The following is a 26390-nucleotide window of genomic DNA, read 5'->3' as shown; positions in this document are numbered from 1 at the left end:
GTCCACCAACCAAGCACCCGCGCGTGGCGCGGCCTTGCAAACCCACCCTCCCCCAAGCATTGGAACATCGTATGACCCAGGTCAAAGAGGGCGATACCGTCCGTATTCACTACACCGGCACGCTGGCCGATGGCGAGACGTTTGATTCGTCGCAGGGCCGCGATCCGCTGGAATTCACCGTCGGTTCGGGGCAGATCATCCCCGGGCTCGAATCGGCGCTGCCCGGCATGGCCGTCGGCGAGAAGAAGACCGTCGAGGTGCCCGCCGCCGAAGCCTATGGCGACGCCGACCCCGACGCCAAGCAGGCGGTGCCGCGCGCCGACATCCCCGAGGATATCCCGCTCGACATCGGCACGCGCCTGCAGGTGCAGACGCCGCAGGGGCAGGTGATGCCGGTGACGGTGGCCGAGGTGACCGAGGAACAGGTGATTCTCGACGCCAACCACCCGCTGGCCGGGCAGGACCTGACCTTTGCCATCGAGGTGGTCGACATCACCTGATATTCGACCCCCGAGAGAGGGATTGCGCGCGCCGGGCGATCGCCCGGCGCGTTGCGTTTGCGGCGGCCCTGCGCGCGCCGGGCTGTCGCTGGCCGCCGTCCGGTCATGGTGGAGGCCGCCGGGCAAGGCTGGGGTCCAGGCCAATTCAACGGCTGTGGCGATGCTCAGTCGGACAGGCACAGCTTGTTGCCGTCGAGGTCTCTCACATCACGACAACATTGCCGCGCTTGTGCCCGGTCTCGACATAGGCGTGCGCCTCGACGAGGTCGGACAGCGGGTAGATCCGGTCCATGACCGGGGCGAGGCGGTTCTGGTCGATACGGGTCAGGATCCCGGACAGCATGGCCCGCAGGCGCTGCGGCTTTTCCAGGCCCGCGGCCGCGAACAGGGCGCGTTTCCGGCCCACAAGGCTCGAGAGCAGGATCGCGGGCAAACGCCCCAGCGTCAGCACCGGGCAGAGGTAGCGCCCCGCCTCGGCCAGCGCAGGCCTGGCGGCCGAGAAGGACGCGACCCCCAGCGTGTCAAAGATCACATCGTAGGCGGCCCCGCGCTGCAAGGCGTCTTCGGTGGTGTAGTCGATCACGCGGGTGGCCCCGAGCGATGCGACGAAGCTGGCGTTGCGCGCGCTGCAGGTGGCCGTCACCTCTGCGCCCATGGCGGCGGCGATCTGCACCGCGGCGCTGCCGAGGCTGCCGGCCCCTCCGAGGATCAGGACGCGATCGCCGCTTTGGGCCTGGCCGAGGGTGTGCAGGAAATACCAGGACGTCAGCACGCCGTCGCACAGAACCGCCGCATCCTGATGCGACAGCGCTTCCGGCTTGGGCATCAGAACCCCGTCCTCGTCGAGGCAGATGTGGCTCGCATTGGCGCCAAAGCGCATCCCGGCCTCGCCGAAGACCATGTCGCCCGGCGCAAAGCGGCTGACCTTGTCGCCGACCGCGATCACCTCGCCCGACAGGCCAGTGCCGGACAGCCCGTTGCGCGGACGCCGCAGGCCAAGGAACGGGCGCGCAAACAGCGGCTCGCCCTTGCGCATCATGCCGTCGGCGCGGGTGACGGCAGAGGCATGGATGCGGATCAGCACCTCGGTCGGGCCGGGCTGCGGCATGGGGAGGGTGACGGGTGTAAGAATTTCGGGGCGGCCATAGCGCGGGATGTGCCAGGCGGTAAGGGTTGCAGTCATCGGGAACCTCCGTGATCTCTGGGCGTGCCATGGGGACTACAGGTTTCGTTCCGCCCCGAAGAGTGACCAGGATAGACCACCATGGTTCATAAACGATCCGGGCTGTCATGGGTTGGAAATCCCGTCCGGCGTTTCTGGCTGTTGCAGCCAGCACACCGTAACAGGGCGTCGGGGGATTTCGCGGACCGGTTCCGCGTGCAGCCAGGCAATCGCGCCTCCGGCACCGTGACCAGCCACATCTCCAAGGACGGCCACTCTTTTTCACCCTGATCCGAAGCAAGTCCGGTCCCGGACGGTGCGCGAGGCGGCACGGCTGCAGACCTTCCCGGACAACGACTTCTACTGCGGCCCGCGGCCCGCGCAATACCATCAGGCTGGAACCGCCGGCCCTCGTTTCCCCGCCCTTCGGATAGGAAGATGATCACTCTCCAGCCTCTTTCGCACGGGCCTCAAAGCTGCCAGCCGCGAGCCGTTGGAAAACATCCACTGCGATCGTGCACTGCTTCCCGGACGGCAGGCGAATATGGATTCGGCCGCATATCTCAAGACGCCCGACCTGTTTTGGCGTGACAAGCCGGTGCTCCCTCTCCGATTGGAGCGCGTCTTTCCAGAATTCCGCACCAGGGTTCACCACCGTTGATTGCGACCATAGCGTGCAAATTTCAGCCGATCCTTGAGTGACCAAACCGTGACCACAAAGAAAAAGGGCTCAGCAAAATCTCGCTAAGCCCTTGTTTTTGTTGGCTCCGGCGGTAGGGATCGAACCTACGACCAATTGATTAACAGTCAACTGCTCTACCGCTGAGCTACGCCGGAACACGAAGGCGCGTATAGCAATCCGGTTCGGAGAGGTCCAGAGGGTTTGTGACGAAAATCATGCGTCTTCACCGGGTCCGCCGGACAGCGCGAAGCGGGTGGTGCGCGACAGGGGCGAGAGGGCCCTGACGCGGGACCTCTGCAGCAGGTCCACGAGATGCGCGAGCACGTTGCGCGCCGCCGCCCCCAACAGCCCCGGGGGGGTGTCGGTATAGATGCGGCGCGCCAGCGTGGCGGCATCGGCGGGGCCACGGGCGAGCTGCCCGAGGATCGCGGCCTCGCGCGCGTCGCGATGCGCGACCTGCCACGCGATCCGCGCCGCCGGCTCGCTGACCGGCGCGCCGTGGCCCGGCAGCAGGCGGGCAGGTGCGGCGGCGGCGAGGCGCGCACAGGAGGCGCGGAACTGCGTCAGGTCGCCATCGGGCGGCGAGATCAGGGTGCTGGCCCAGCCCATCACCAGGTCGCCGCTGAACATGTCGCCGCCGGCGTCAAAGCACATGTGGTTGCCGAAATGCCCCGGCGTCCAGTGCGCGGTGAGGTGCCAGCCATCGCCCGCAACCGGCTCGCCGTCGCCGAGCGCGCGATCGGGGGCAAAGCCCGAATCCACCCCCTCGCCGCCACCGATCCGGCCGGCCTGTGCCAGCCGTGCCATCACCGCGCTGCGTCCTGCCTCGGGACCGCCATGGGCCAGCACCGGCGCGCCGGTTGCCGCCGAGAGGCGGCGGGCCAGCGGCGAATGGTCGAGATGGGCGTGGGTGACGAGGATGTGGCTGATGCTCTGGCCCGGACCGAGCGCGCCGAGAATCGCCGCGAGATGGGCGGGATCGTCCGGCCCCGGGTCGATCACCGCGAGCCGCCGCGTGCCCAGCAGGTAGGTGTTGGTGCCCCAATGGGTCATCGGCGAGGGGTTGGGGGCGAGGATCGCGCGGATGCCGCCGCCGAGGTCGCGCGGTGCGCCCGGCTGCGGGGCCGTGTCGGGCGGTCCCTGGTCGGGCGGTGTCGTCTCGGTCATCGCGGTCTTGCCCTTTCTTCGCGGCGCGCCGGGGCGTAGGTTTAGCCATGTCGTTTCGCTGGCTCAAACCCTTTCTGCCCCGCGGCCTCTACGGACGCACCACGCTGTCGCTGCTGCTGCCGGTCGTCACGCTGGCGCTGGTCGTGTCGGTGGTGATCGTCCAGCGCCATTTCGAGGGGGTGACCGAGCAGATGGTCGAGACCATGGCGCGCGAGGTGCGGCTGGTGCGCGGTGCCGACGCGCCCGGTGCCGCCGGGGTGCTGGAGATCGACGTCACGCCGGTTCCGCCGGAGGCGGTGCCCGCCCGCGACATCCGGCGCTGGTACGATTTCTCGGGTATCGTCGTGATACGCGAGATGCGCGACTATTTTCCCGATCTCGCCGCGGTCGTGCTGCCCGATGACCGCGACGTGCTGCTGTATCTGCCGCGCGCGGGCGGATTCGTGGAGCTGGAATTCCGGCGCCGCTATGTCTCGGCGCAGCGCCCGCACCTGCTGTTTGTCAACCTGATGGTGGCCGCCGGCCTCATGACGGTGATCTCGTTTCTCTATTTGCGCGCGCAATTGCGCCCCATCACCCGGCTTGCCGAGGCGGCGGAGGCGTTCGGGCGCGGGCGGCACATGCCCTACAAGCCCAAGGGCGCCACCGAGGTGCGCGCGGCGGGGCGCGCCTTTATCGACATGCGCGCGCGCATCGAGCGGCAGATCGAACAGCGCACGCTGATGCTGTCGGGGGTGAGCCACGACATGCGCACGCCGCTGACGCGGCTGCGGCTGGAGCTTGCCATGCTGGACGAGGACGAGGCCGCGCCGATGCTGCGCGATGTCGATGACATGCAGCGGCTGCTCGACGGCTTTCTCGACTTCGCGCGCGGCGCGCAGGAGGACGAGTCGGTGCCGGTCGATCCGGTCGCCCTGGTGCGGCAGGTCGTCGATGACATGCGGCGCGCGCGGGTGCCCGTGACGCTGGTCGGGGCCGAGACGTCGGCGCAAGTGCCGCTGCGCGAGGGCGGCATACGGCGCGCGGTGGAGAACCTCATCGGCAACGCCGTGCGCTATGGCACCCGCGCCGAGGTCTCGGTGGCGCTGTCGGAGCGCAGCTTGCGAATCCGCGTCGAGGATGACGGGCCCGGCATCCCGCCCGAGCACCGCGAGGAGGCGCTGCGCCCCTTCACCCGGCTGGAGCCGGCCCGCAACCAGGACCGCGGCACCGGCGTCGGGCTGGGGCTGTCGATCGTGGCCGACGTCGCCCGTGCCCACGGTGGCGTGCTGCGGCTGGGCGAGAGCGCGCGTCTCGGCGGGCTTTGTGCTGATATCGTCATCGCGCGGTGACGGCTGCGCCCGCGCGCCCCCCCCGGTGCCCCCGGTGCCCCCGGATGCCGCGCGTGGGCAGGACGCGACCGACGGGGACAGCCCCGCGCCGGGCGGGCGGGGCCGATACGCGGCGTCTCCTCTGCCGATGGACAAGTCTGCCGCGCCGCGCTAGAGGATCGCTGACGCAGCCACCCGGAGGCCCCCGCCATGCATGCCGCGATCATCGTCTTTCCCGGCTCCAACTGCGACCGCGATCTTGCCGTGGCGTTTCGGCGCGCGGGCGCGCGCGTCTCGATGGTCTGGCACAAGGACACGTCGCTTCCCGACGGCGTCGATATCGTCGGCGTGCCGGGGGGGTTTTCCTACGGCGATTACCTGCGCTGCGGCGCGATCGCGGCCAATTCGCCGATCTGCCGCGCGGTGGTGGCGCATGCCGACCGGGGCGGCCATGTGCTGGGCATCTGCAACGGCTTTCAGGTGCTGACCGAGACGGGCCTGCTGCCCGGCGCGCTGCTGCGCAACGCCGGGCTGAAATACATCTGCAAGCCGGTCGGCCTGACGGTCGCCACAAACCAGAGCGTATTCACGCAAGGATACGACGCGGGCCGCACGATCACCGTGCCCGTGGCCCATCACGACGGTAACTATTTCGCGGACGAGGCCACGCTCGACCGGCTCGAAGCCGAGGACCGTATCGCCTTCACCTATGCCGACAACCCCAACGGATCGGTCCGCGACATCGCCGGCATCCTGTCGCAGAACCGCCGCGTGCTGGGCATGATGCCGCATCCCGAGCGGATGGCCGAGCCCGCCCATGGCGGCAGCGACGGCGCCGCCATGTTCGCCGGGCTGGTGGACGCGCTGGCGCCCGCGTGACGCTTGAGGGCGGCGCGTGCGCACACTAGACTTGGGCAATGACGACGTCCGAACGCCCCGATCAGCCACCGCGCCCGCGCACCATTCCATGGCGCGCGCGGCTGGTGCTTGCGGGGCTGTTTCTCATCGCGGTGGTGGTGGTGCTGACCACGCACCGCATGCTCACCGACCGCTTTACCGAGAACACCCGCAACCGCGCCGAACTGCGGCTGCTGCTCTACAGCGGTAACCTGCTCAGCGAGTTGCGTCAGAACGCCATCGTGCCGCAGCTCCTGGCGCGCGATCCGACGTTGATTTCGGCGCTCAACAGTCAGGATTACGCCCGCTCCACCCAGCGCCTGATCTCGTTCCTCGACGAGATCGGCGCCGCCTCGCTGACGCTGCTGGATCGCGACGGGCGCGCGGTGGCCGCGACCGAGCGCACGCAGCTCGGCACGAACCTGCGGCAAGCCCCTTATTTCGTTGACGCGATGCGCTCGCGCGACACCGTGTTCAAGGTGCTGCGGCAGGAGGCGGGGCAATTCAGCTTCTACTATTCGCGGCGCATCGAGGGGCCGTCGGGCGCGCTCGGGGTGATCCTCGTGGAGGTGGACCTGCAGAAGTTCGAGCGCGCCTGGGCGGGCATTTCCGACGCGGTGATGGTCAGCGACAGCGAGGGCGTGATCGTGCTGGCGACCGAGCCGCGCTGGCGCGGGCTGACCGAGGCGGAGGCGCTCGCGCGCGAGCCCGCCGACAGCGCCATCGAGCGCGCGATCGACGCCACCTCTGACTGGACGACGCTGCCCGCCGACGCCTATCTCAGCGGGCAGGCGGTGATGCGCGTCGAGGGACGGGTGGCGTTCCGCGGCTGGCGCATCGCCAGCTTCACCACCTACGCGACGGTGCGCGACAAGGTGAACGGCTATATCGCGCTCGAAATCATGGGTTTCGCGATTCTCATGGCGCTGGCCTTCTACTTTCTCAACCGTCGCGCGACCTCGCGGATGATGTTGTTCCAGCGCGAGTCGGCAGAGCTTCGCGCATTGAATGCCCGGCTTCAGCGGGAAATCGCCGAGCGCCGCCGCGTGCAGGAGACCCTCGCGCAGGCCGAACAGACCCTCCAGCAAAGCTCCAAGCTGGCGGTGCTGGGCGAGATGTCGGCGGCGGTGAGCCACGAACTCAACCAGCCGCTGGCGGCGATGAAGACCTACCTCGCCGGGGCACGGCTGCTGCTCGGGCGCAACCGCCCCGACGAGGCGCTGGTGTCGTTCCAGCGGATCGACGACCTGATCGAGCGGATGGGGGCGATCACCCGTCAGCTCAAGTCCTACGCCCGCCATTCCGACGACAGTTTCGCGCCTGTGGACATGGCCGATGCGCTCGCCTCGGCGCTGGCGATGATGGAGCCGCAACTGCGCAAGCGGAAGGTGCAGATCACCCGAACGCTGCCCTCGGGTCCGGTGATGGTGATGGGCGACCGGGTGCGCATCGAACAGGTCATCGTCAACCTGTTGCGCAACGCGCTCGACGCCACCGAGAACACGCCCGAGGCGGCCATCGACATCCTCCTCGTCGCCGGTGAAACGGCGGTGCTGACGGTGCGCGACAACGGCGGCGGGATCGACAACATGGACAAGCTGTTCGAGCCCTTCTACACCACCAAGCTGCCCGGCGACGGGGTGGGTTTGGGCCTTGCCATTTCCTCGGGGATCGTCAACGACCTCGGGGGGCGCCTGACGGCGCGCAACGCCGAGGGCGGAGGGGCTGTATTCGAGATGCAGCTTCCCATATTGACCCAGGAGACCCCCGAAGAGACCAGAGCCGCGGAGTGAGAGTGCCATGCCATCTGCCATGAAGATCGCCATCGTCGACGACGAGCGCGACATGCGCCAGTCCATCAGCCAGTGGCTGGCGCTGTCGGGCTTCGATACCGAGACCTTCGCCAGCGCCGAGGATGCGCTCCGGCAGCTCGGCCCCGATTACCCCGGCATCGTGGTCACCGATATCCGCATGCCCGGCATGGACGGGATGCAGTTCCTGCGCAAGCTGATGGGCAGCGACTCCACCCTGCCGGTGATCATGATCACCGGTCACGGCGACGTGCCGATGGCCGTCGAGGCGATGCGCCTCGGGGCCTATGATTTCCTGGAAAAGCCGTTCAACCCCGACCGCATGACCGAGCTTGCCAAGAAGGCCGCGCAAAAGCGCCGCCTCGCGCTCGACGCGCGCTCGCTCAGGCGCGACCTGTCGGATGGCGGCAACCTGATGAAAAAGCTCATCGGCACCTCGCCCGCGATGGACCGGCTGCGCGAGGACATTCTCGATCTGGGGCAGGCGGACGGGCATGTGCTGATCGAGGGCGAGACCGGCACCGGCAAGACGCTGGTGGCGCACGCGCTCCATGCGGCGGGCAACCGCGCCGGGCGCAGCTTCGTCACCCTCTCCTGCGCGGCCTTCGAGGAGGACGCGCTGGTGCGGCGTCTGTTCGGCCCGGTCGCGCCGGACGAGAGCCACCTTCCGGCGATCGAACAGGCGCGCGGCGGCACCCTCGTGCTCGAGGATGTCGAGGCGCTGCCCGACACGGTGCAGGCGCGGATGCTGACCGCGCTCAACGAGGAGGGCACCCCCCCCGAGACCCGCATCGTCGCCATTTCCAACATGCAGGACGAGGGCCGCACCTGCGAGGACGCGCTGCGCCCGGACCTCTTTTACCGGCTGGCCAGCCTGCGGCTCACCGTGCCGCCGCTGCGCGCGCGCGGCGAGGACATCCTGACGCTGTTTGCCCGCTTCACCGAGCAATTCGCAGAGGATTACGGCTGTGACGCGCCGCAGGTCAGCGCGCAGGAGGCGACGCAACTGTTGCAGGCACCGTGGCCCGGCAATGTGCGCCAGCTCTTCAACATGGCCGAGCGTGCCGTGCTTCAGACGCGGCGCGGCACCGGCACGCTCACCTCGCTGCTGATGTCCGATCACGACGAGATGCAGCCGGTGATGACCACCGAGGGCAAGCCGCTCAAGGAATACGTCGAGGCGTTCGAGCGGATGCTCATCGACAACACCATGCGCCGCCACAAGGGCTCGGTCCAGGCGGTGATGGACGAGCTGTGCCTGCCGCGCCGCACGCTGAACGAAAAGATGGCGAAATACAGCCTGCAACGCTCGGACTACATCTGAGACAGGCAAGTGAGGCAGGCAAGGCCGGAGGGCGACGCGACGGGTCGCGACAGCTTGCTGCACAGGCACCCGACCGGGCCGTCCCGGCACGCCGCCGCGACGTTCGCCCCGGGCCAGGACCTGCGGAACATCCCCGGTCCGACCACCTTGCATCCGCCCATTCGCATTTTCGCCATTGTAATCCCCGCTACCGGCGCTTTAGTGTAATGCTGCGGCAACGGGCGCTCCGATACGTGCCTGGCCACAAGAGATTCGCTGTTTCAGCCCGCTGTCGGACAGCAATTCCGCAAGGGCAGAACAGACCGATTGGGCCCCTCGCCGGGGCTGCATGCTCGCCTGATACCCCGACAAGGTGCCTCAGGCCTCGAATTGGCCCGCATGGGCCGGAGAAGAAGAACCGCGATGAAGCGCGCGAGATTTGACAGCGTCATACAGGCAGGGACCACATGCGTCCCGCCCATGCGCACGCCCGCTATCGCCCCTATCAGACATCAGCCGCAACGCGCCGCTCCCCAGGGGGCGTGTGCCGCGCCGCGATGCACACGGATAACATGGCCAAGAAAATGCTCATCGATGCCACCCACGCGGAGGAAACCCGCGTTGTGGTGGTGGACGGAAACAAGGTCGAGGAATTCGATTTTGAGTCTGAAAACAAACGTCAGCTAGCCGGAAACATATATCTCGCCAAGGTCACGCGCGTGGAGCCTTCGCTCCAGGCGGCGTTTGTCGATTATGGCGGCAACCGGCACGGCTTTCTCGCCTTCTCGGAAATCCACCCCGACTATTACCAGATCCCGGTGGCCGACCGCGAGGCGCTGATGGCCGAGGAAGAGGCGCTCGCCCAGGCCCAGCAGGAAGAAGAGGAAAAGCCCAAGCGCGCCTCGCGTTCCCGCGCGCGGCCGCGTGCCAGGGCGAAGGCGGAAAAGACCGCCTCCGGGGATGCCGTGTCCAGCGCCGACATTTCCGGCATGGAGACCATCGACCTCGGGACCGGCGATGGCGACGGCGATGACCGGGACGAGGGCAGTTCGCCCATGGACCGCGTCGCCGAGACCCCGGTCGAGGAGCCGGAGACCGCATCGCCCGGCACCGGCGACACCTCCGGCCCGGCGGAGGACGAGGACACCGGCGGGACCGCGCCCGGCACGGAGCCCGGCTCGGAGGAGGAAGCGCGCGACACGCGCGACCACGCGACCAATGACGACAGCATCGAATCGGTCGCCGACGAGGATGACAGCGAGGATATCCGCCCCGCGCGCAAGCCCCGCCCGCGCCGCTACAAGATCCAGGAGGTCGTCAAGGTCCGCCAGATCATGCTGGTGCAGGTGGTCAAGGAAGAGCGCGGCAACAAGGGCGCGGCGCTCACCACCTACCTGTCGCTCGCCGGGCGCTACTGCGTGCTGATGCCCAACACCGCGCGCGGCGGCGGCATCAGCCGCAAGATCACGCTCGCCACCGACCGCAAGAAGCTCAAGGAGATCGCGACCGAGATCGACGTGCCCAAGGGCGCGGGCCTGATCATCCGCACCGCCGGCGCCAAGCGCACCAAGGCCGAGATCAAGCGCGATTACGAATACCTCCAGCGCCTGTGGGAGCAGATCCGCGAACTGACCCTCAGATCCATCGCACCGGCCAAGATCTACGAGGAAGGCGACCTCATCAAGCGCTCGATCCGCGACCTCTACAACCGCGAGATCGACGAGGTTCTGGTCGAGGGCGAGCGCGGCTACCGCATCGCCAAGGACTTCATGAAGATGATCATGCCGTCCCATGCCAAGAACGTGAAGCATTACCAGGATGCGATGCCGCTGTTTGCCCGCCACCAGGTCGAAAGCTACCTGTCGGGGATGTTCAACCCGGCGGTGCAGCTTCCCTCCGGCGGCTATATCGTGATCGGCGTGACCGAGGCGCTCGTCGCCGTTGACGTGAACTCGGGCCGCGCCACCAAGAAGGGCTCGATCGAGGAAACCGCGCTGCAGACCAACCTCGAAGCCGCCGACGAGGTCGCCCGTCAGTTGCGCCTGCGCGACCTTGCCGGGCTGATCGTGATCGACTTCATCGACATGGACGAGCGCAAGAACAACGCGGCGGTGGAAAAGCGCTTCAAGGAAAAGCTCAAGACCGACCGTGCGCGCATCCAGGTGGGTCGCATCTCGGGCTTCGGCCTGCTGGAGATGAGCCGCCAGCGCCTGCGCCCCGGCATGCTCGAGGCCAGCACGCAGCCCTGCCCACATTGCCACGGTACCGGGCTCATTCGCTCGGATGACAGCATGGCGCTGTCGATCCTGCGCCAGATCGAGGAGGAGGGTGTGCGCCGCCGTTCGCGCGAGGTTCTCGTGCGTGCGCCGGTGGGCATCGCCAACTTCCTGATCAACTACAAGCGCGAGCATGTTGCCGGGATCGAGGCGCGCTATGGCCTGTCGGTGCGCATCGAGGGCGACCCGATGCTCGTCAGCCCCGATTTCAGCCTCGAAAAGCTCAAGACCGCCACCCGCGCCGTGCGCGAGCCCGATACCTTCGTCTCGGCGGGCGCGGCGCTGATGGACGTCATCGACGACGAGACCGAGGCTCCCGCAGAGACCGAGACAGAGGTCGAGGCAGGGGCCGAGAGCGCCCCGCCGGAGACCGAGGAAACCGGCAAGCCCAGGAAGAAGCGCCGCCGCTCGCGCAGCCGCAAGCGCAAGCCGCGTTCGGGTGACGGGCAGGCAGATGGGCAGGCAGACGGGCAGGGCGACAATGGCACCCCGCAGGACGCGGCGGAGCCCGCTCCAGCCGGGGAAAACGCCGATATGCAGGCCGGGGCCGACGCCGCCGCGGACCCTGCCGCACCGGTGGCCGAGAAGCCCAAGCGGACCCGCGCGCCGCGTAAGAAAAAGCCCGCGCCGGAGCCCGCCGACTCCGGGGAAAGCGCCGGGACGGACGCGGCGCAGCCCGAGGCAGAGGCAGAGGCCAAGGAGCCCGAGGCCAAGCCGAAGCGCCGCACCGTGTCACGCCGCAAGAAGGCCGACACAGCCGCGCCCGAGCCCGCCGCCGCGCCGGAACCGGTGGCAGAACAGCCCGCGCCCGAACCGGTCCCTGCGCCGGAGCCGGTGGCGGAACAGCCCGCGCCGGAGCCGGAGCCCGCGCCCGTGGCGGAACAGCCCGCGCCGGAGCCCGAGCCCGTGGCGGAACACTCCACGCCCGTGGCCGAGCCCACGGAGCCCACGGAGCCCGAGGAACAGCCCAAGCCCAAGCGTCGCGGCTGGTGGTCCTTCGGCTGACAAGGATCCCGCGCCCCGGCCCGGTGCCGGGGCGCGCGCCCGCTCAGCCGGTCTTGCGGATGAAATAGGTCTGCACGCCGCCGCTGTCCTCGGTCGAGAGCAGGGCGTGCCCGCTCTCGGCGCAGAAATGCGGCACGTCCACGATCGCCGCCGGATCGTCGGCCTGCAGCGCGATCACCTCGCCCGCCCCCAGCGATTTCAGCCGCTTGCGCAGCTTCAGCACGGGCAGCGGGCAGAGCAGCCCGCGCGCATCGAGGGTGTGATCCGGCGTCATGACCCGCAGATAGCCGCGCTGTTACAGCCTGTCCACAAGGATGTGACAGAGTGCCGGGTGACGCGCGGCGCAAGACCGGCTATGTGAGGCCCATGTTCGGAATCGAGATCATCGACGCAGCCCTCCTGCCCGCCATGTTCGTGGCGCTTCTGGCGGGACTCGTCTCGTTCCTGAGCCCCTGCGTGCTGCCCATCGTGCCGCCCTATCTCGCCTACATGAGCGGGGTCAGCCTCAATGACCTGTCGCAGGAGGGCCACCCGCGCGCCCGCGCCGTCATCCCGGCGCTGTTCTTCGTGCTGGGGCTCTCGACGGTGTTCCTGTTCCTCGGGTTCACCGCCTCCGCCCTGGGCCGTGCGTTCCTGCAATACCAGGACTGGTTCAACACCATCGCCGGCATTCTCGTGATGGGCTTCGGCGCGCATTTCGTGGGTGTCTATCGCATCGGCTTTCTCGACCGCGAGGCGCGGCTCGACGCGGGCGACCGGGGCGGCTCGTCGCTGGGCGCCTACGTGCTGGGGCTGGCCTTTGCCTTCGGCTGGACACCCTGCATCGGCCCGCAACTGGGGGCGATCCTGTCGCTTGCGGCGTCGGAGGCCAACGTGACGCGCGGCACCACGCTTCTGGCGGTCTATGCCATCGGTCTTGGCGTCCCCTTCCTGCTGGTCGCGGCATTTCTGCCGCGCCTTGGCGGGCTGATGGGCTGGATGAAGCGCCACATGGCGCAGATCGAGCGCGTCATGGGCCTGCTCCTGTGGACCATCGGCCTGCTGATGCTCACCGGCGGGTTCTCGGATTTCTCCTACTGGCTGCTCGAAACCTTCCCGGCGCTGGCGCTCCTCGGCTGAGCCGCCTCAGCTTTCCATCCAGATCGTGACGGGGCCGTCATTGACCAGGCGCACCCGCATGTCGCCCGCGAATTGCCCGGTCTCCACCGGCACGCCAAGGCCCGCGAGCGTGGCCGCGAAACGCTCGTAAAGACGGCGGCCCTCCTCGGGCGGGGCGGCGGCGGAAAAACCGGGGCGGTTCCCGCGCGAGGTGTCGGCAGCCAGCGTGAACTGGCTGACCACCAGCGCGGCACCGCCGGCATCAAGGATCGAGCGGTTCATCCGCCCCGCGTCGTCGCGGAAGATGCGCAGCTTCGCCACCTTGCCCGCCAGCCGCTCGGCGGCGGCGGCGTCATCGTCCTGCATGGCGCAGACGAGGATCAGCAGGCCCTCGCCGCAGCCCCCGACCCGGTCGCCATCGACGGTGACCTCCGCCTCGCTCACCCGTTGCAACAGCGCGCGCATCGCCCTCTCCCGACTTGAGGCGGATCAAGGAAATTCCTATCTCCGCAGTGTAATTTCCAGACACTGCAACGCAAAGGAGGATGCTGCAATGGTCGAGAAATCCCATGTCGCCGGCTTCTGGCCGCAACTCTACGAGCCGCTGCGCAATTTCGGCGCACGGGTGGCAGACTGGCTCGCGCCCGCATCGGATGCCTCGTCGAACGAGGACGCCTACCGCATCACGATGGAGCTGCCCGGCGTCGCGGAAAAGGACATCGAGCTGTCGGTGCATGACGGGATGGTGACCGTCACCGGTGAGAAATCCGCCACCCGCGAGGAGCAGGGCGAGACGTGGTTCTTCACCGAGCGGCAATATGGCCGGTTCAGCCGCTCCTTTCGCCTGCCGCCCGACGCCGATGGCGACAAGGTCGAGGCGCATCTCGGGGACGGCGTCCTGAGCGTCACGATCCCGCGGCGGGACAAGGCCGCGCCGGAGGGCCGCAAGGTGGCGATCAAGCGGGGGTGACAGGGCCTATACCTGCCATTCGCCTCCCACCCCGGCGCGGAATCAAGGCGTGCTTGCACGCCGCCGCGCGAGCGGCCATGCCGAAGGCATGCCTCCGGCATGACCCGCCCGGACGCACCAAAGGTGCGCCAACAACATCGGCACGCCTCCGGCGTGACGGGCGGGCGCTATTGCAACGCTGAACACCCGCACAATCGTTCGAGGTGTCTTGCGCGATAAAGTGACGACCACCGCCGTCGGAGCGCCCACCCGCGGTCGGGCGCTCGCGCGGCTCATCACCGGAGGCGAACGCCCCCTTCAGGCCCCCCCCGCTACCCCCGCAGATCGAGCACCTCGTCGAGCCCCGCCCGGGTCGTGCGGAACCGGTTGGCGGGGTGGTCCGGGTCGGGCCGGCCAAACGAGATCGCGCACAGGATCAGCCGGGTCTCCGGCAGGTTGAAATGCCTGCGGATCATTGGCGCGTAGGCCGCCACCGAGGCCTGCGCGATGCTGCCCACCCCCAGCGCCGTCGCGGCCAGCATGAAGGCGGCGACAAATCCGCCGGTATCCATCGCGCCATAGGGCCCGAGCGCGGCCTCGGAATGGACGATCGCCACATGCGGCGCGCCGAACAGGCGATAGTTCTCCATGCTCTGTTCGGCGCGCGCGGCGCGGTCGTTTCGGGCGATTCCCACCGCCTCGTAGAGTTGCAGCCCGCATTCCCGCCGCCGCGCGCCATGGGCCCCCGGATAGCGCTCGGGCCACGGCAGATCGGGCTGTGGCGTATCCCCCGCCACGGCATCGAGCAGCGCCGCGCGAAACCGCCCGGTCTCCGCCCCGCGCGTCACCGTCACCCGCCAGGGCTGCGCGTTGCACCACGAGGGCGCGCGCCCCGCCGCCCGCACGATGCGTGCGATCACCTCCTCCTCCACCGGGTCGGGAAGGAAGGCGCGGCAGGAATGGCGCGCGTCCAGCAGGCCGCGCAGCGTGTCGAATTGGTCTTTCATGCACGATTCCTTGTGCCCGGCCATGTATCGGAGAGACGATAGCCCTCGGGCCAGGGGTCCTCGGGGTCGAGCATAAGCGTGGATTGCCCGGTGATCCATGCCCGGCCCGCGATTTCCGGGCGGATCGCCGCCACCGCCCCGCATGTGGTGGCCCCGAGGATACGCCCGTCAAACCGCGCATCGATCAGCGAGGTGGCGCTGTAGCGGTCCGTGTCCGCCATCTGCCCGCGCGCGTGCAACAGCGCCATGCGCACCGACAGGCCGGTGCCGGTGGGCGAGCGGTCGATCTTGCCGGGGCGGATGGCGACGGCGTGGCGGGCACGGAGCGTGTCGCCGTCGCGTTTGGGCGGGGTGGCGAACAGGCAAAACGAGATATGCCGCCAATCGGGGTTGGTGGGATGGTCAAAGCCCAGTTGCTCTGTGGCGGCGCGGGTGATGCGGGTGCCGGTTTCGGCCAGCGCCCGGGCGTTTTCCGGCGTCAGCGCGAGGTCCAGCGTCGCGGGGTCCGCCACCACGAAGCTGTCGCCGCCAAAGCCGGTATCGACGGTGATCCGCCCCAGCCCCGGCACGTCGAGCACCGCGTCGAGATGGCAGGCGAAAGAGGGCAGGTTCTCCAGCGCCACTTCCGTCACGCGGCCCCCCTCGCAGCGCGCGCGCACCGCCACCAGCCCGCCCGGCGCTTCCAGCGTCAGGCGGGTCTCGGGCTCCTGCATGGGCAGGATGCCGGTCTCCAGGAGCACGGTCGCCACGCAGATCGTGTTGGAGCCGGACATCGGCGGGGTGTCGCAGGGCTCCATGATGATGAATCCCATGTCGGCGCGGCTGTCCACCGGCGGGACAAGCAGGTTGACGTGCCGGAAAACGCCGCCGCGCGGCTCGTTCAGCACGAAACGGCGCAGCCGGTCGTCGCGGGCGATGTGGCGGGATTTCTCCCACATGGTCGCGCCGGGGGGCGGGGCGACGCCGCCGGTGATGACATCGCCCACCTCGCCGCCGGCATGGGCGTGGGTGATCTGAATGGCGACGGTGGATCGCATCACAAGCCGCCCTGTTCGAGCGCGATGACGTAGCCGACGCCCCCCGCCACCGCGAGCCCGATCACCACGGCCAACGCGATCTTCCATGCCGACCACGGGCGCTCGCCCTGCACGCGGCCGGTGCGCGCGTTGACCACGAACCTGTAGGTTCGCCCCCTGAACCGATAGGCCGCGAGCCAGACCGGCAGCAGGATGTGCTTGAAGGTGACGTCCCGAACATCGGTGTCGATGGCGTGGATGCGCTGTCGGTCGCCGCCGATATCGAACCGCACGTCGCGCGCGATGATGGCGTCCATCTTGTCGCGGGCCTCGCCGAATCCCTCTTCAAGATCAACGCTGTAGCCCTCTGCGCGAAAGCCGGCGAGATATTCCGGCGCATACGGCACCAGCGCCGACAGGTCCCACGGCTCCAGCGCGTCGGTATAGCGTTTCGGCAAGCTGCGCGAGGCCAGCACCAGAACGTCGTCGAAAAACCGCGCCACCCGGCCCGACACCGCCCGCCAGCGCACCTTAGCCACTTGAACTTGCTTGCGTTTTCCGTCCCTGGTGACGGTACGGGTCTGATAATAGACGGTGCCGCGCTCGCCGCGATACTGCGATTTGGTGTCGGCATCGAATGTCCAGTAGGGCACATAGATGCCCTGCATCCTGCGGCCCTTGCGGGCGTAGTCCTGCAAGCCCGAGGGCGCGAACCACAGCCGCCCCAGCCAGTCGGTCATGGCCGTGCGCGCCTGCTCTTCGTCGAGCGAAAAAGGCAGCAATGCCCGTGGCTTGATGTGCCGGTGCGTGCCGGTATCGGTGACCACCGGAGAGGCACAGAACGGGCATTCGGCGGCGTGGGTGTCAGCGCCGAGTTCGACCTGCGCGCCGCAGCTTGTGCATTTGGTGGTGCGGGTCTCTTCCATCTCCTGCTCGGGGAGTTGGTCGCGCGCGGCGGCGCGGAAATCCAGTTCCTTGATGCCGCCCTGCCACGGCCCGCCGGTCTCGATCTCGGCCACGTCGCCGCAATGATCGCAGATCATCTGGCCCGCGCCCGGATCGTAGCGGTAATCCGCGCCGCAGGCGGCGCAGGGAAAGCGGTGATCGGTCGGGCCGGGGGCCGGGGGTGGGGTGTCTGACATGGGGCTTTCAGAGGATTTATGAAACGATTTCCGAATGATACAGCGCAAACTTCGCGCGCACATGGCACGCGCCGAGGCCGCGTAGAGCAATCACAGCCATGCCGTCTGCCCGCCATCACCACGCATCAACAGCAGGAGCGCGGCGTTAAGCCCGTGCCGGGCAATGGTCGCGCGGCGGCGCATCTGCTCAGGCGCCCGGCGGCGGGGGCGGCATGACGGTGAAGAGCTGCGCCAGTTCCGTCACGTCCTCGGCGCGCTTCCATCCGTCCTGACCGGCGGTCCAGACATGGCTCTCGCGGGTGAGGCTGCCTTCGGTCACCATGCGCCCGAGACGGGCCTTGGAATAGGGCCCAAAGGTCTCGCCGTTCTCGGCGATGTGCCAGACATGCTCTACCGGCGGCGGCGGTGGCGGCGGCGCGGAAGTGGCCTCGGGGCGCGCGCCCCACGGCCCCTGGCTGCCGCCCTGATCGGCCATCTGCTGCGCCATCGCCATGCCCATTCCCATGCCCAATCCCGCGCCGATACCGCCCCCGCCCGACGGGTTCTTGGCTGCGGCACTCATCGCCTCGGCGGTGGAATACTGCGTGAACTTGCCCAGATCGCCCGCCAGCCCCATCGACGTGCGCTTGTCCAACGCCGCTTCTACCGCGGGCGGCAAGGATATGTTTTCAATGTAGAATTCCGGGATTTCCAGCCCGTACTCTGCCACCACGGCGGTGATCTCTCCGGCCACCAGACGGCCCAGGTCGTGCGTGTTGGCGGCCATGTCGAGCACCGGAATGCCGCTGCCCGCGATGATGCGGCTGAATGCCTGCACGATGATGTTGCGGATCTGGAAGCTGATCTCGTCCATGGTGAATTCGCCGTCGGTGCCGACGATTTCCGACAGGAACTTCGCCGGATCGCTCACCCGCACGGTGTAGGTGCCGAAGGCGCGGATACGGGTCGGCCCGAATTCCGGGTCGCGCAGCATGATCGGGTTCTTGGTGCCCCATTTGAGGTTGGTGAAACGGGTGGTGGCGACAAAGTAGATCTCGGACTTGAACGGCGAGCGAAAGCCGTGATCCCAGTGCTGCAGCGAGGTCATCACCGGCATGTTGTTGGTCTCAAGCATGTAGAGACCGGGGGTGAAGACGTCGGCCAACTGCCCCTCGTGGACGAACACGGCGGCCTGCCCCTCGCGCACGGTGAGTTTCGCGCCGTACTTGATCTCGTGCCCCTCGCGCGCGAACCGCCAGACCATCGTGTCACGGGTGTCGTCGGTCCAGTGGATGACGTCGATGAACTGGCCGGAGAGGAAATCGAAGATGGGCATAAGGGATGGCTCCTGTGCGAACGGGGTCAGACCGGCCCCGCCTGCCATTCGTCCAGCAGGCGGCGGAGGATGGGGCGGGCCTCGTCGGGGGTCATGCCGGGCGAGAGGTCGGGGTGGTAGAGCAGACGCAGCAGCATCTCGTCATGGGTGGTCAGCCACGCGAACTCGTCATCGTCGTTGAAGATCGAGGGCCGCGCGCGGGGGCTGTCATTGGCCAGCCCCAGCCCCTGCGCCACCTCCTCGTGGAAGCACGATTCGCGCATCAGCGGCGGGTGCTCGGCGCGCACCCAGGCGATTGCCAGGTCGTAGGTATACGGGTTGCCCTGTTCGGAAAAGGCCACCACGAGGCAATGAATGCTGCGCGGCATGTCACGGAACACGCCCAGGGTGGCCGCGTCGATATCGGGGGCGAGGCGACGCACGTGGTCGAGCCCCTCGGCGCGGTCATCCTCGGTCATGACGAGGACGTGGAAATTGGCCCGCCGCTTCGCCATAGAGATCGGGTGGCGGGCGGCGCGCGCCAGCCGCGCGGTGTAGGCGGCGAGCGTGTCGCGATCCGCGGCGCGCTGATCCTCGGGGACGGACGCGCCGAATTCGAGCCCGACGCGCACCGGAGAGATCCATTTCCGCAAGCCGCCGGCGCTGCCCGAGGACGAGCGGAAGCCGGCGCCGGGCGCGTATTCGTCGAAGAATACGATGCGCTCGAAATTGCGTACCAGGTCGGCCCCGGTAAAGGGCGTGTCGGGCCCGCCGCCATCGGTGCGCAGCAGGCCGCGGGCCCGGAGATCGCGCTCGGCGCGCGCGTAGCGGGCGGCGAGCACCTTGCTGCGGGCCGACGGACCGTCATCCGCGCCGCCCGCGCGGCGCGGCGGGGCGGGCGCGGACGCGTCGGGTGCGGGCATGTCGCAGGCGGCCAGCGCCAGCGCCAGCGCCAGCCCTGCGAGGGCCCGGCTTGCCTGCACCGCAATCATCGCCGCCTCAGCCCCTGGGCACGGCGGTGGCGGCGGTATCGCCCGCCCCGTCGCCGCGCGCCCTGGCCGAGGCGAGCGTGTCGCGCAATTCGGCCTCCATCTTCTTGAGGTCTTCCTCGGCACGGGCGCGTTTCGCCTTGCCCTCGTCGGCGATGGCGAGGCTTTCCTCGATGGTGCCGATGAGATCGGCATTGGCCTGTTTCACCGCCTCGATGTCGAACACGCCGCGCTCCATCTCCTGCCGGATCATCTTGTTGCTTTCGCGCAGGTTGGCGGCGTTGGCGGTCAAGAGCTCGTTGGTGAGGTCGTTGGCGTCGCGCACCGCGGTCGCCGCCTCGGCGCTGCGCTGGATGGTGACGGCCTGCGCAAGTTGGGTCTCCCACAGCGGCACGGTGTTGACGAGGGTGGAGTTGATCTTGGTCACGAGGCTTTTGTCGTTCTCCTGCACCAGCCGGATGGAGGGCAGCGACTGCATGGTCACCTGGCGGGTGAGTTTCAGGTCGTGCACCCTGCGTTCGAGGTCGTCGCGCGCGGCGCGCAGGTCGCGCAATTCCTGCGCCTTCATGACCTGGTCATTCTCTTCGGCGGCCTCCACCTCGGCCTCCTTGGCGGGGATGTCTTGTTCGTCCAGGTCCTTGATCCTGGCCTCGCCCGCCGCGATGTAGAGCGCCAGCTCGTCGTAGAAGGCGAGCGTCTTTTCATAGAGCATGTCGAGCGACTTGATGTCCTTCAGGAGGGTGTGCTCGTGCCCGAGCAGGCTCTCGGTGATGCGGTCGATCTGGCCCTGCACCTCCTCGTAGCGGGCGGTGAACTTGGCGATCGGCGCGGCGCGGCCGAGCAGCTTCTCCCACCACGACCGGTCGCGCCGCACATCCAGCTCGGAGACCGAAAAGCCGCGGATCGTGGTGACGATGCCGCGCAAGCTGTCGCCCGCCGGGCCGACATCCTTGTTGCGCACGCCCTGCAGCATTGCCTGGCTGATATCCTGCAATTCCGCCTGCGCCGCCGAACCGAAGGAGACGATGGACTGCGTGTCGGCCATGTCGATCTCGGCCATGCGGCGCGAGATCTCGGCGCTCCGGGTGGCGTCGGCCTTGTCCAGCGGCACGATGGCATTGGCGTCCGTGGGTTCGGGCAGGACCGCGCGGCTCACGGAATCGACATCGGCGAGCACGGCTTCGGCCTGTCGGCGGGTGGCGTCTGACATGGGGTGATCCTCTTACACTGTCTCTGTGGTCTCTAGATGCACGCCCTCGCGCTCCAGCCGGTCGCGCAGCACCTCGATCTCGATATCCAGATCGGTGCTGCTGTCGGCCATGAGCGCGCGGGTCTTGGCGGTGAAATTCCGTTCGAGGTCCGAGAGCAGCACGAGGTATTTCTCGCGCGCCTCTGCATTCGGGGCGCGGGTGGCGAGATCGGCGTATTTCACCGAGGCGTCGCGCGCTCCCATGAGGTAAACGCCCAGGTACTTGCGCGCCGCCGTAAGATCGCGCGGGTCGTCCTCGACGGTGCGCAGCATGTCGCGCACGGTGACCTGGAACCGCTCCAGCCGCGCCTCCAGATCGCGGTCCCGGGTGCCTGCGACGGCCTCGGTCATGGCGCGCAGGTATTCCTCGGCGCGGTCCACCACGCGGGCCACGCGGTCGCTCTGAAAGGCGTCGATGCCGTCGGCGGACTTGTCGCGCAGCGGGTCGGGGCCGAAGGCCAGCAGGTGCAGCGCAGCCCCCGCCACGGCGTAGATCGCGGGCCCGGCCACGCCGCCGCCCGCGGCATGGGCGGCCACGGCCAGCCCCGCGCCGGTGAGGAGCGCGCCGAATATCTTGCGCGGGATGGCGGGGCGGCGGGCGATGCGGCGGGCGTCATAGGCCTCTTCGGCGCGCAGCCCCTCGCGGGTGAGCCATGCCGCCAGCAGCAGGAGCCCGAGCGCGGCGAGGTTGAGCGCCATCTCCACCGGTCCGCCGAGAAACGCGCGCACCGCCAGCGGCAGGGGCGCGATGAACAGCATGTTGACGCGGCCGCCGACGCGCGTGCGCCGCGCACCGCGGTAGCCGCCGCGCGGCGGCGTCGGGGCCGCGCCGCCGCCGCCGGGGCTGTGCTTGCCGCCGTAACGCTGCGCCATCACACGCCCCCCGCCACCGCCACGAAGGCAATGAGCGCCACCAGCAGGAAGAACGCCAGTTTCTGTAGCCCCGTTTCGCTCATGCACCCTCTCATGCCGCCCTGCGGCAAACTTAGGCGAAGGGGGGCGGTGGCGCTAGGGGGAAGATGGCCGGGGCCGTCTGTGGCCGGTGTCGTCGTGAAGGGGGGCATGGCCTGTTGCTGCCATTCGCCACCCACCCCGCGCGGAATAGAGGCGTGCTTGCACGCCGCCGCGCGAGCGGTCATGCCGAAGGCATGCCTCCGGCATGACCCGCCCCGTCGCACCGGAGGTGCGCCGGTATAAGCGGCACGCCTTTGGCGTGACGGGCGGGCGCTTTTGCAACGGTGCAAATAGCGGTGATTTCTGACGTATCTTGCACCATAAATCGCACAGCACAGACCGAAATGCGCCCACCCGGCGGTCGGGCCCTCGCGCGGCTCATCGCGTCATGCCCAACGTCCGCAAAAGGCCAATCCGCTCAACAGCCTCGTGCCATCGCGGCACGCCTGTCCGGCTTTTGCCAGCCATCTGACCGTTTCGCATCGACGCGCCTTGCGTCAACGCTTTGGACTCGCGTGTTCGAACAGCTCAGACCCGGTTTCCGCTGTTGAGCGAGATGGCTTAGCCGGTGGTTCCCGTGGCCTTCTTCTTTTTCTTGTCGCCCACCACCTTCTCCGCCAGATCGCGGGCGATGGCGAAGGCGCCCTTGACCCGGTCGGCCTCGCCCTTCCAGTCGCGGCGCACCACGATCTTGTTGTCGCGCACCTTGGCAAGCCCCTTCTGATCCTGGATGAATTCCACCAGCCCCTGCGGTGCGGCGAACTTGTCGTTGTGGAACTGGATCGTCGCGCCCCTCGGCCCGCCGTCGAGCTTGGCGATACCGGCGCGCTTGCACATCGCCTTGATGCGCATGACCAGCATCAGCAGGTTGACCTCGCGGGGCAGCGGACCGAAGCGGTCGATCATCTCGGCGGCGAAGCCTTCGAGATCGACCTTTTTCTCCAGCCCGCTGAGGCGGCGGTAGAGACCGAGCCGCACGTCGAGGTCGGGCACGTAATCCTCGGGGATCAGCACCGGCACGCCCAGATTGATCTGCGGCGCCCATTGGCCATCGTCGTCCGGCAGGCCCGCCGCCTCGCCCGAGCGGATGCGCGCGATCGCCTCTTCCAGCATCGACTGGTAAAGCTCGAACCCCACGTCGCGCATCTGACCGGACTGCTCCTCGCCCAGCAGGTTGCCCGCGCCGCGGATGTCGAGGTCCTGACTGGCCAGCGTGAAGCCCGCGCCGAGCGTGTCGAGGCTGCTCAGCACGCGCAGGCGTTTCTCGGCCCCCGGCGTCAGCGGCACGCGCGGCTTGGTCGTCAGGTAGGCATAGGCGCGCGCCTTGGCGCGGCCCACGCGGCCCCGTATCTGGTAGAGTTGCGCCAGCCCGAACATGTCGGCGCGGTGGATGATCATGGTGTTGGCGGTGGGGATGTCGAGACCCGATTCGACGATGGTCGTGGCCAGAAGCACGTCGTACTTGCCGTCGTAAAAGGCGTTCATCCGCTGGTCCAGCTCTCCGGCGGCCATCTGCCCGTGGGCCACCACATAGCTGATCTCGGGCACCTGACTGGCGAGGAAATCCTCGATCTCCGGCAGATCCTTGATGCGGGGCACCACGAAGAAAGACTGTCCACCCCGGTAATGCTCGCGCAACAGCGCCTCGCGCACCGTCACCGTGTCGAACTCGCTCACATAGGTGCGGATCGACAACCGGTCCACCGGCGGCGTGCCGATGATCGACAGATCCCGCACCCCCGAGAGCGACAGTTGCAGCGTGCGCGGGATCGGCGTGGCGGTGAGCGTCAGCACATGCACGTCAGAGCGCATCGCCTTGAGCCGCTCCTTGTGCGCCACGCCAAAGCGCTGTTCCTCGTCGATGACGAGCAGGCCGAGATTGTCGAACCGGACGTTCTTCGCCAACAGCGCGTGGGTGCCCACCACGATATCGGCGGTGCCCTTGGCCATCGCCTCGCGGGTACGGGTGGCGTCGCGGGACGAGACGAACCGCGACAGCGCGTGCACCGACAGCGGAAAGCCGCGGAACCGTTCGGCGAACTCCTTGTAATGCTGGCGCGCGAGCAGGGTGGTGGGGGCGATCACCGCCACCTGCTGGCCCGCCATCGCGGCGGCAAAGGCCGCGCGCATCGCCACCTCGGTCTTGCCGAACCCGACATCGCCGCAAATGAGCCGGTCCATCGGACGCCCCGATTCGAGATCGGTCAGCACGTCCTCGATGGCGCGCAACTGGTCCTCGGTCTCTTGGTAGGGGAAGCGCGCGGCGAACGCCTCCCACGCGTGGGTCTCGGGGGCGATCACCGGCGCGCGGCGCAATTCGCGCTCGGCGGCGACGCGGATGAGCCGGTCGGCCATCTCGCGGATGCGCTGCTTGAGCCTGGCCTTCTTGGCCTGCCACGCGCCACCGCCAAGCTTGTCGAGCAGCCCCTCCTCGTGGCCATAGCGCGACAGCAGTTCGATATTCTCGACGGGCAGGTAGAGCCGCGCCCCTTCGGCATATTCCAGCACCAGGCATTCGTGTGCCGCCCCCGCCGCCGTCACCACCTCAAGGCCGAGATAGCGGCCGATGCCGTGATCGACATGCACCACCAGGTCGCCCTGGCTGAGCGCCTGCGCCTCGGTCAGGAAATTCTCGGCCCGCCGCTTGCGCCGTGCGCCGCGCACCAGCCGGTCGCCCAGCACGTCCTGCTCCGAGATCACGGTGAGCGACGGCGTCTCGAAGCCCTGCTCCAGCGGCCACACCGCGAGGTGCAGGCCGTGGCGGCCCAGCCCGGACGCGTCGCGGATCGTCACCGCGCCGATCAGCCCCTCGTCCGACAACAGCCCCTCGATGCGCTCGCGCGCGCCCTCGGACCAGCACGAGACCAGCACCGGGCCGACGGTCATCCGGCTCTCGATATGGTCCTTGAAAACACTGAAAAGGTTGACTTTTTCCTGCTGTCGCTCGGGCGCGAAGCTGCGCCCGATGCGGCCGCCCGCGTCGATCACGCCCGGTCCGGTGGGCCGGGGCAGCGCCGAGAAATGCAGCACCCGCCGCGCGCCCGTGGCCGCCCGCCACGCGGCATCGTCGAGGTAAAGCTCGCCGGGCGGGACCGGGTGATAGACCGCCTCGCCGCGCGCCTTCTGCCCGGCGGCGTGGCGGCGCGCCTCGTACTGGTCGGTGACCGCCTCCCACCGCGCCGTGCGGGCGGCGTCCGCCTGATCGTCGAGGGTGATGGCGGCACCCGGGAGGTAGTCGAACAGCGTCTCCAGCCGCTCGTGAAACAGCGGCAGCCAGTGCTCTGCTCCGGCGGGCTTGCGCCCGGCGCTGACGGATTCGTAGAGCGGATCGTCGGCCACGCCCGCGCCGAAGGCGATGCGGTAATTCTGCCGGAAGCGGCGGATCGCGGCCTCGTCGAGGATCACCTCGGAGACGGGGGCAAGCTCGACGCGGGTCAGCTTCTGTGTGGTGCGCTGCGACACGGGATCGAAACGGCGCACCCCGTCGAGCACGTCGCCGAACAGATCGAGCCGCACCGGCCCCGCCTCGCCGGGCGGGTAGACGTCGATGATGCCGCCCCTGAGCGCGTAATCGCCCGGTTCTGTCACCGTGGGCGCCTGCACGAATCCCATCCGCGCGAGGAAATCGCGCAAACCCGCCTCGTCGATGCGTTCGCCCACCTGCGCCGCAAACGCGCTCTCGCGCAGCACGTCGCGGGCGGGCAGGCGTTGTGTGGCGGCGTTCAGCGTGGTCAGCAGCACGAAGCGCCGCGGCATTCCGTGGACAAGCCCCGCCAGCGTCGCCATCCGCGCCGCCGAAATCTCGGCATTGGGCGAGATGCGATCATAGGGCAGGCAATCCCAGCCGGGAAAACGGATCACCGGCATGTCGGGGGCAAAGAAGGCGAGGGCGGAGGCCATAGCCGCCATGCGCTTGTCGTCGCGCGCGACGTGGATCACGGGCGTGCCCTGCGCCGCCGCCTCTTCGAGCACGAGCCGCGCGTCGACCCCCTCGGGCGCCCCGCCCACGGTGATATGGCCGGCCGGTCGCATCGCGGTCAGCCGAGCGCGCCGATGGTCATGTTCTGGTACATGCCCCACATGGCGGTGACGAAGATCGACGCCATGCCGATCATCTGCACCGCGAGCCGATGCCGCGCCAGCCGCGCGACCAGCGCCTCGCCGCGCGGGGCCTCAAGGCGGATGTGGCGCGCCGTGCGCAGCGACAAAAGCCCCACCCCGGTGAGCGGAAAGCCCAGCAGGAACAGCGCCTGCGAGAACTCGTTGCCGTAGACGAAGCCGAGAATCGCCAGAGAGGACAGCCCGAACGCCATCATCCCGGCGAGCAGCGTGCCCGATTGTTCGGCGACATAGAGCAGCCGGCCGGTGTTGATGCGCACCATGTCCTCGAAATCCGCCATCGCCGTCTCGCCGTGGCCGCGCCGCGCGCGCATCGCCATGTCCCATGGCACGCCCAGCACCCAGTGACTGACGGTCGACCACGTCACCGCCAGCGCGATCCAGAACCACAGGTTGCTGAAGGAGCGCAGGTCGATCAACTCGAAAACATTGTCAAGAAGGGTCAAGGACGCGCCTCTGT

21 protein-coding genes, 1 tRNA gene and 1 pseudogene are annotated in these 26390 nt (G+C 68.5%); 9 read left to right on the top strand and 14 right to left on the bottom strand.

Going from position 1 to position 26390, the window contains the following annotated elements; translation table 11 throughout:
• Window positions 1–71: 71 nt before the first annotated feature.
• Window positions 72–500 (top strand): FKBP-type peptidyl-prolyl cis-trans isomerase, encoded by a 429-nt coding sequence (locus ACFFU4_RS12730; RefSeq protein WP_377070146.1) that lies wholly within the window; start codon window positions 72–74, stop codon window positions 498–500.
• A gap of 202 nt (window positions 501–702) precedes the next feature.
• Here ACFFU4_RS12730 and ACFFU4_RS12725 read toward each other — a convergent pair whose 3' ends face one another.
• Complete coding sequence (locus ACFFU4_RS12725; protein ID WP_377070145.1) at window positions 703–1683, bottom strand: NAD(P)-dependent alcohol dehydrogenase; 981 nt, start codon at window positions 1681–1683, stop codon at window positions 703–705.
• A 141-nt stretch (window positions 1684–1824) separates the two neighbouring features.
• Between ACFFU4_RS12725 and ACFFU4_RS12720 the strand changes: the two are divergent.
• Window positions 1825–2104 (top strand): annotated as a pseudogene (locus tag ACFFU4_RS12720) (DNA cytosine methyltransferase); the annotation flags it as partial.
• A gap of 320 nt (window positions 2105–2424) precedes the next feature.
• Here the strand turns inward: ACFFU4_RS12720 and ACFFU4_RS12715 are convergent.
• A tRNA-Asn gene (locus ACFFU4_RS12715) sits at window positions 2425–2499 on the bottom strand.
• Window positions 2500–2557: 58 nt separating this feature from the next.
• Window positions 2558–3511: an MBL fold metallo-hydrolase gene (locus tag ACFFU4_RS12710; RefSeq protein WP_377070144.1), complete on the bottom strand. Its 954-nt coding sequence runs from the start codon at window positions 3509–3511 to the stop codon at window positions 2558–2560.
• 47 nt (window positions 3512–3558) lie between these two features.
• Between ACFFU4_RS12710 and ACFFU4_RS12705 the strand changes: the two genes are divergently transcribed.
• From ACFFU4_RS12705 to ACFFU4_RS12685, 5 genes are all read left to right on the top strand, one after another.
• A complete protein-coding gene (locus ACFFU4_RS12705; RefSeq protein ID WP_377070143.1) occupies window positions 3559–4842 on the top strand; it encodes an ATP-binding protein in 1284 nt (427 codons plus the stop codon).
• A gap of 189 nt (window positions 4843–5031) precedes the next feature.
• Window positions 5032–5700 (top strand): phosphoribosylformylglycinamidine synthase subunit PurQ, encoded by a 669-nt coding sequence (purQ, locus tag ACFFU4_RS12700; RefSeq protein ID WP_377070142.1) that lies wholly within the window; start codon window positions 5032–5034, stop codon window positions 5698–5700.
• 38 nt (window positions 5701–5738) lie between these two features.
• Window positions 5739–7511, top strand: coding sequence for a sensor histidine kinase (locus tag ACFFU4_RS12695; RefSeq protein WP_377070141.1), 1773 nt, complete (start codon window positions 5739–5741; stop codon window positions 7509–7511).
• A gap of 7 nt (window positions 7512–7518) precedes the next feature.
• Window positions 7519–8853, top strand: coding sequence for a sigma-54-dependent transcriptional regulator (locus tag ACFFU4_RS12690; protein WP_377070140.1), 1335 nt, complete (start codon window positions 7519–7521; stop codon window positions 8851–8853).
• Between the two features lie 551 nt (window positions 8854–9404).
• Window positions 9405–12113 (top strand): Rne/Rng family ribonuclease, encoded by a 2709-nt coding sequence (locus ACFFU4_RS12685; protein ID WP_446692667.1) that lies wholly within the window; start codon window positions 9405–9407, stop codon window positions 12111–12113.
• Between the two features lie 43 nt (window positions 12114–12156).
• On the opposite strand, the gene ACFFU4_RS12680 is transcribed toward ACFFU4_RS12685, so the two are convergent.
• The gene (locus ACFFU4_RS12680; protein WP_377070138.1) at window positions 12157–12387 is read right to left on the bottom strand and encodes a sulfurtransferase TusA family protein; all 231 of its coding nucleotides are present in this window, start codon (window positions 12385–12387) and stop codon (window positions 12157–12159) included.
• 92 nt (window positions 12388–12479) lie between these two features.
• Here ACFFU4_RS12680 and ACFFU4_RS12675 point away from each other — a divergent pair, with 92 nt between their 5' ends.
• Window positions 12480–13232, top strand: coding sequence for a cytochrome c biogenesis CcdA family protein (locus ACFFU4_RS12675; protein ID WP_377070137.1), 753 nt, complete (start codon window positions 12480–12482; stop codon window positions 13230–13232).
• A gap of 6 nt (window positions 13233–13238) precedes the next feature.
• Here the strand turns inward: ACFFU4_RS12675 and dtd are convergent, their stop codons facing one another.
• Window positions 13239–13676: a D-aminoacyl-tRNA deacylase gene (dtd, locus tag ACFFU4_RS12670; RefSeq protein ID WP_377070136.1), complete on the bottom strand. Its 438-nt coding sequence runs from the start codon at window positions 13674–13676 to the stop codon at window positions 13239–13241.
• An 88-nt stretch (window positions 13677–13764) separates the two neighbouring features.
• On the opposite strand from dtd, the gene ACFFU4_RS12665 reads away from it, so the two are divergent.
• On the top strand, window positions 13765–14181 hold the full coding sequence (locus ACFFU4_RS12665; RefSeq protein WP_377070135.1) for an Hsp20/alpha crystallin family protein: 417 nt from the start codon (window positions 13765–13767) through the stop codon (window positions 14179–14181).
• A gap of 311 nt (window positions 14182–14492) precedes the next feature.
• On the opposite strand, the gene ACFFU4_RS12660 is transcribed toward ACFFU4_RS12665, so the two are convergent.
• The 9 genes from ACFFU4_RS12660 to ACFFU4_RS12620 all read right to left on the bottom strand — a co-directional run bounded on the left by ACFFU4_RS12660 (window position 14493) and on the right by ACFFU4_RS12620 (window position 26376).
• Entirely contained in the window at window positions 14493–15167 is a 675-nt protein-coding gene (locus ACFFU4_RS12660; RefSeq protein ID WP_377070134.1) for a nitroreductase, read from the bottom strand.
• Window positions 15164–16204, bottom strand: a complete 1041-nt coding sequence (locus ACFFU4_RS12655; RefSeq protein WP_377070133.1) for a trans-3-hydroxy-L-proline dehydratase — start codon at window positions 16202–16204, stop codon at window positions 15164–15166. Before ACFFU4_RS12655 ends, ACFFU4_RS12660 begins: the two co-directional genes overlap by 4 nt.
• Window positions 16204–17325 carry a TFIIB-type zinc finger domain-containing protein gene (locus ACFFU4_RS12650; protein ID WP_377070132.1) on the bottom strand — a complete coding sequence of 374 codons (1122 nt, stop codon included), beginning with the start codon at window positions 17323–17325 and terminating at the stop codon, window positions 16204–16206. Before ACFFU4_RS12650 ends, ACFFU4_RS12655 begins: the two co-directional genes overlap by 1 nt.
• 187 nt (window positions 17326–17512) lie before the next feature.
• Window positions 17513–18640, bottom strand: coding sequence for an SPFH domain-containing protein (locus tag ACFFU4_RS12645; RefSeq protein ID WP_377070131.1), 1128 nt, complete (start codon window positions 18638–18640; stop codon window positions 17513–17515).
• Window positions 18641–18666: 26 nt separating this feature from the next.
• Window positions 18667–19611, bottom strand: a complete 945-nt coding sequence (locus ACFFU4_RS12640) for a DUF2927 domain-containing protein (RefSeq protein WP_377070130.1) — start codon at window positions 19609–19611, stop codon at window positions 18667–18669.
• Between the two features lie 7 nt (window positions 19612–19618).
• Complete coding sequence (locus ACFFU4_RS12635) at window positions 19619–20818, bottom strand: toxic anion resistance protein (RefSeq protein WP_377070129.1); 1200 nt, start codon at window positions 20816–20818, stop codon at window positions 19619–19621.
• Between the two features lie 12 nt (window positions 20819–20830).
• Window positions 20831–21730, bottom strand: coding sequence for a 5-bromo-4-chloroindolyl phosphate hydrolysis family protein (locus ACFFU4_RS12630; RefSeq protein WP_377070128.1), 900 nt, complete (start codon window positions 21728–21730; stop codon window positions 20831–20833).
• Window positions 21731–22372: 642 nt separating this feature from the next.
• Window positions 22373–25843: a transcription-repair coupling factor gene (mfd, locus tag ACFFU4_RS12625; RefSeq protein WP_377070127.1), complete on the bottom strand. Its 3471-nt coding sequence runs from the start codon at window positions 25841–25843 to the stop codon at window positions 22373–22375.
• A 5-nt stretch (window positions 25844–25848) separates the two neighbouring features.
• Window positions 25849–26376 carry a component of SufBCD complex gene (locus ACFFU4_RS12620; RefSeq protein ID WP_377070126.1) on the bottom strand — a complete coding sequence of 176 codons (528 nt, stop codon included), beginning with the start codon at window positions 26374–26376 and terminating at the stop codon, window positions 25849–25851.
• Between the last annotated feature and the right edge of the window lie 14 nt (window positions 26377–26390).

It is taken from the genome of Roseovarius ramblicola, assembly GCF_042430665.1.
In the GTDB taxonomy this organism is placed as follows: domain Bacteria; phylum Pseudomonadota; class Alphaproteobacteria; order Rhodobacterales; family Rhodobacteraceae; genus Roseovarius; species Roseovarius ramblicola.
This window is presented reverse-complemented; position numbering and strand designations above follow the sequence as displayed.

What these genes read in the sequence shown, in the direction of transcription:
- ACFFU4_RS12730 (WP_377070146.1), top strand. Translation starts at nt 72, where the DNA reads ATGACCCAGGTCAAAGAGGGCGATACCGTCCGTATTCACTACACCGGC.
- ACFFU4_RS12725 (WP_377070145.1), bottom strand. Translation starts at nt 1,683, where the DNA reads ATGACTGCAACCCTTACCGCCTGGCACATCCCGCGCTATGGCCGCCCC.
- ACFFU4_RS12710 (WP_377070144.1), bottom strand. Translation starts at nt 3,511, where the DNA reads ATGACCGAGACGACACCGCCCGACCAGGGACCGCCCGACACGGCCCCG.
- ACFFU4_RS12705 (WP_377070143.1), top strand. Translation starts at nt 3,559, where the DNA reads ATGTCGTTTCGCTGGCTCAAACCCTTTCTGCCCCGCGGCCTCTACGGA.
- purQ (WP_377070142.1), top strand. Translation starts at nt 5,032, where the DNA reads ATGCATGCCGCGATCATCGTCTTTCCCGGCTCCAACTGCGACCGCGAT.
- ACFFU4_RS12695 (WP_377070141.1), top strand. Translation starts at nt 5,739, where the DNA reads ATGACGACGTCCGAACGCCCCGATCAGCCACCGCGCCCGCGCACCATT.
- ACFFU4_RS12690 (WP_377070140.1), top strand. Translation starts at nt 7,519, where the DNA reads ATGCCATCTGCCATGAAGATCGCCATCGTCGACGACGAGCGCGACATG.
- ACFFU4_RS12685 (WP_446692667.1), top strand. Translation starts at nt 9,405, where the DNA reads ATGGCCAAGAAAATGCTCATCGATGCCACCCACGCGGAGGAAACCCGC.
- ACFFU4_RS12680 (WP_377070138.1), bottom strand. Translation starts at nt 12,387, where the DNA reads ATGACGCCGGATCACACCCTCGATGCGCGCGGGCTGCTCTGCCCGCTG.
- ACFFU4_RS12675 (WP_377070137.1), top strand. Translation starts at nt 12,480, where the DNA reads ATGTTCGGAATCGAGATCATCGACGCAGCCCTCCTGCCCGCCATGTTC.
- dtd (WP_377070136.1), bottom strand. Translation starts at nt 13,676, where the DNA reads ATGCGCGCGCTGTTGCAACGGGTGAGCGAGGCGGAGGTCACCGTCGAT.
- ACFFU4_RS12665 (WP_377070135.1), top strand. Translation starts at nt 13,765, where the DNA reads ATGGTCGAGAAATCCCATGTCGCCGGCTTCTGGCCGCAACTCTACGAG.
- ACFFU4_RS12660 (WP_377070134.1), bottom strand. Translation starts at nt 15,167, where the DNA reads ATGAAAGACCAATTCGACACGCTGCGCGGCCTGCTGGACGCGCGCCAT.
- ACFFU4_RS12655 (WP_377070133.1), bottom strand. Translation starts at nt 16,204, where the DNA reads ATGCGATCCACCGTCGCCATTCAGATCACCCACGCCCATGCCGGCGGC.
- ACFFU4_RS12650 (WP_377070132.1), bottom strand. Translation starts at nt 17,325, where the DNA reads ATGTCAGACACCCCACCCCCGGCCCCCGGCCCGACCGATCACCGCTTT.
- ACFFU4_RS12645 (WP_377070131.1), bottom strand. Translation starts at nt 18,640, where the DNA reads ATGCCCATCTTCGATTTCCTCTCCGGCCAGTTCATCGACGTCATCCAC.
- ACFFU4_RS12640 (WP_377070130.1), bottom strand. Translation starts at nt 19,611, where the DNA reads ATGATTGCGGTGCAGGCAAGCCGGGCCCTCGCAGGGCTGGCGCTGGCG.
- ACFFU4_RS12635 (WP_377070129.1), bottom strand. Translation starts at nt 20,818, where the DNA reads ATGTCAGACGCCACCCGCCGACAGGCCGAAGCCGTGCTCGCCGATGTC.
- ACFFU4_RS12630 (WP_377070128.1), bottom strand. Translation starts at nt 21,730, where the DNA reads ATGGCGCAGCGTTACGGCGGCAAGCACAGCCCCGGCGGCGGCGGCGCG.
- mfd (WP_377070127.1), bottom strand. Translation starts at nt 25,843, where the DNA reads ATGCGACCGGCCGGCCATATCACCGTGGGCGGGGCGCCCGAGGGGGTC.